Raw genomic sequence first — 3348 nt, forward strand, 5'->3', positions numbered from 1 at the left:
TACGTCAGTGTGGGAAACAGGGCGCGGGCATTGTCCAGGGCCTGTGGGTCGTACACGACGGTGCTCGCGCCCTTGAGCGAGAGCATGCCCGCCACGTTCAGCGCCGGCGAGTCCCGCACGTCATCGGAGTTCGGCTTGAACGCCGCCCCCAGCACGGCGACGGTCTTGCCGATGACCGTCCCGCCGCACGCCTCGACGGCCAGGTCCACCATCCGCTCGCGTCGGCGCATGTTGATCGAGTCGACCTCCCGCAGGAACGTCATCGCCTCGTCCGCGCCCAGCTCACCGGCCCGGGCCATGAAGGCGCGAATGTCCTTGGGCAGACACCCACCACCGAAGCCCAGGCCGGCATTGAGGAAGCGCCGCCCGATCCGCTTGTCCATGCCGATCGCATCGGCCAACACCGTCACATCGGCGCCGGCGGCCTCACACACCTCCGACACCGCGTTGATGAAGCTGATCTTGGTCGCCAGGAACGCGTTCGCGCTGACCTTGACCAACTCTGCCGTAGCCAGGTCCGTCACGATCACCGGGCACGGATCCGACTCCAGGATCGGCGCGTACGCCTCGGACACCAACTCCCGCGCGAGCCCCAGTGCCGACTCACCGCCGGCCAGGCCGATCACGATCCGATCCGGCGTCAGGGTGTCCGCCACGGCGAAGCCCTCGCGGAGGAACTCCGGGTTCCACAGCACCTCGACCCGCACCCCGTCCGGGGCGCGGGAATCGGCGATCTGTTGCAACCGCGCGGCCGTGCCCACCGGCACCGTCGACTTGCCCACCACCGCCGCATCCGCGGACAGCAGGGGCGTCAGCCGCGCCACGACGTCCTCCACGTGCGAGGTGTCGGCAGCGAACTCACCCTTGCGCTGCGGGGTCCCGACCCCGATGAAGTGCAGGTCCGCGAACGCGGCCGCCTCGGCGTAGTCGGTGGTGAACCGCAACCGCCCCGACTCCACGTGCCGCAGCAGGATCTCCGGCAGCCCCGGCTCGTAGAACGGCACCTCGCCCCGGCGCAGCCGCTCGATCTTGGCCTCGTCGACGTCCACCCCCAGCACCTCGTGGCCCAGCTCGGCCATGCAGGCGGCGTGGGTGGCACCGAGGTACCCGGTCCCGAACACGGTCATACGCATGGCGCTGTTCTACCCCGTCGACGCGGCGCGGTGGGAACGGGCTGGTGAACGGAGGGCGAGCAGCGCGCGCCGGATGGCCGCCGCCGTCCGCCGGGTCACCGGAAGTTCAGGTACGCCTTGGAGGCGGTGGGGCCGCGCTGGCCCTGGTACTTCGAGCCCACGGAGGCATTGCCGTACGGGGTCTCGGCGGGACTGGAGAGCCGGAACAGGCACAGCTGGCCGATCTTCATCCCGGGCCACAGCGTGATGGGCAGGTTCGCCACGTTCGACAGCTCGAGGGTGATGTGGCCGTCGAACCCGGGGTCGATGAAGCCGGCGGTGGAGTGCGTGAGCAGCCCGAGTCGACCGAGCGACGACTTGCCCTCGAGCCGGCCGGCCAGGTCGTCGGGCAGGCGGAGTCGCTCGAGGGTGGCCCCCAGGACGAACTCGCCGGGGTGCAGGACGAACGGGTCCCCCTCGGCGGGCTCGACCAGTTCGGTGAGCTCGTCCTGCTGCTGCGCGGGGTCGATGTGGGTGTAGCGCGAGTTGTTGAAGACCCGGAACATCCGGTCGAGCCGGACGTCGATGCTCGACGGCTGGATCAGCGCGGGGTCGAGGGGGTCGATGCCCAGCCGCCCGTCGGCGAGCTCGGTACGGAGGTCACGGTCGGAGAGCAGCACGGTCCTGAGGGTACCGCGCGCCCCCGGCGAGCAACCGGAGCTGGGTCCCCAGCTCGGCGACGTCTGTGCAGGCCTCGGCGAACGGCAGCCGTTCGCGCCGCGCGCGGCCCTCGCGGTCCGTCAGCTCGAGGTCGACGCCGGCGCGGTCGATGCCGATCAGGAGGGGGCGCTCGGCGGGCAGGCACCGGCAGACACGCAGGGCCAGCCGCGGCACCACCTGGCAGCGCGGATCGTTGAGGTGGTCGAGCCAGTGCCCCTCGAGGTCGGTGAAGGGGTCGGGCCCGGAGGTGGCGAGGTCGTCGAGGGCGATGTCGGTGACGCCGGAGTCATCGGTGAGCAGGATCCGCTCCGTCCGGAGCCGGACGAGCGCCGACTCGGATCCGACCCCGAGCAGGGCCGAGTCGGGCAGGTCTCGCGCGATGCGGGTGGCGGCGTGGCGTTGGGCGCGCGCGTCGATCTGTTCGACCAGTCCGTCGACGACGACGAGGCGGCGACACCGGCCCCGGGCTGCCCCGCCGAGGATCTCGTCGAGCACCTCGAGACGGGCGTGCACTCCCCCGGACGGGATCGCCGCGGCGTCGGCCGTCGGGATGACGAGGCTGAGGTCGGCCGTTCCGGAAGTCCGGTGCGCGAGCGCGACCGCGGGAGTGGCGTTCACGCGGGAGCCGGCGGTGGGAGCGGGGAGACTCAGCGTGGCCCTCGCGCAGCGCCGCAGTGCCGAGCTCGCCCGTTCGGCCGGCTCGGGAACGGGTCCCACCAGTGATCGCATGCCTTCGCCCTCTCGTCATCGCGGTCCCGGCCTTTTCCGTTCCGGCGCCTCAGGGGTAGTGGCGCCGGAACGGAAAACACCGGAGCGGGGACGTGACTACCCGCAGCGAATAACTTAGGTAAGGCTTACCTGTAAAGACAAGGGCTTTCAGCGAATTCTTGTGAAGTGATTCACCGCGTCAGCGCGGAGAGTTGGGCGAGAACGTCGTCGGAATCGGCGCAGACCTGCGCGAACGGGAGTCTGACGAGGTCGCGGAACCCGCCACCGGTCGATCCGATGCGTAGGTCGACCCCGTACCGGTCGATCGCGACGATCCGCGGATCCGTGCCCGCGATCTGCCGCCCGGCACGCAACGCGAGACGGGAGGCGAGCCCGGTGTCGGCGGCGAGGCGGTGCAGCCAGACCTGCTCGTCGACGCCGATCGGGTCGACCGCCGCGGCGGCAAGGGACGCCCGGGGAACCACGTGGACGCCGTCCGCGGTGAGGTAGGTGATCTCCAGTGGCTGCAACTCGCTCAGGCGGAGCGACCCGCCCTCCGAGTTCGGGCCCGTCCCGCCCCCGTCGGCGGTGACCAACCTGCGCCGACGCGCCGGGGACGAGGCCGTCACGATCCCGGAGAGGGTGACAACTCCCCGGGCGACAGCGCAGTCGTCGTCGTCGCCCCCGGCAGCCCGCCCCCCACCACCGGCCCCTCCGCGTCCCGCACCACACGACGCGGGTCGGCCGTCGAGAGCGAACGACGGGCGCGGCTCGGAACCCCGGCACCGACCGGTACACACCGTGTCGA

Annotated in this window: 4 protein-coding genes; all 4 read right to left on the bottom strand. The window is 71.4% G+C overall.

Annotated elements, in window-relative coordinates; genetic code table 11:
- Nucleotides 1–1133, bottom strand: a 1133-nt coding sequence (locus G6023_RS06150) for a UDP-glucose dehydrogenase family protein (RefSeq protein ID WP_182634500.1), incomplete at its 3' end; no start/stop codon positions are given.
- Between the two features lie 95 nt (nt 1134–1228).
- Nucleotides 1229–1792: a dCTP deaminase gene (gene dcd, locus G6023_RS06155; RefSeq protein ID WP_119192919.1), complete on the bottom strand. Its 564-nt coding sequence runs from the start codon at nt 1790–1792 to the stop codon at nt 1229–1231.
- Entirely contained in the window at nt 1773–2450 is a 678-nt protein-coding gene (locus G6023_RS06160; RefSeq protein ID WP_235027718.1) for a hypothetical protein, read from the bottom strand. Before G6023_RS06160 ends, dcd begins: the two co-directional genes overlap by 20 nt.
- A 281-nt stretch (nt 2451–2731) precedes the next feature.
- Nucleotides 2732–3348: DUF2470 domain-containing protein (locus G6023_RS06165; protein ID WP_182634501.1), on the bottom strand; the 617-nt coding region annotated here is incomplete at its 5' end.

Source organism: Dietzia sp. DQ11-71 (assembly GCF_014144995.1).
Taxonomy (GTDB): domain Bacteria; phylum Actinomycetota; class Actinomycetes; order Mycobacteriales; family Mycobacteriaceae; genus Dietzia; species Dietzia kunjamensis.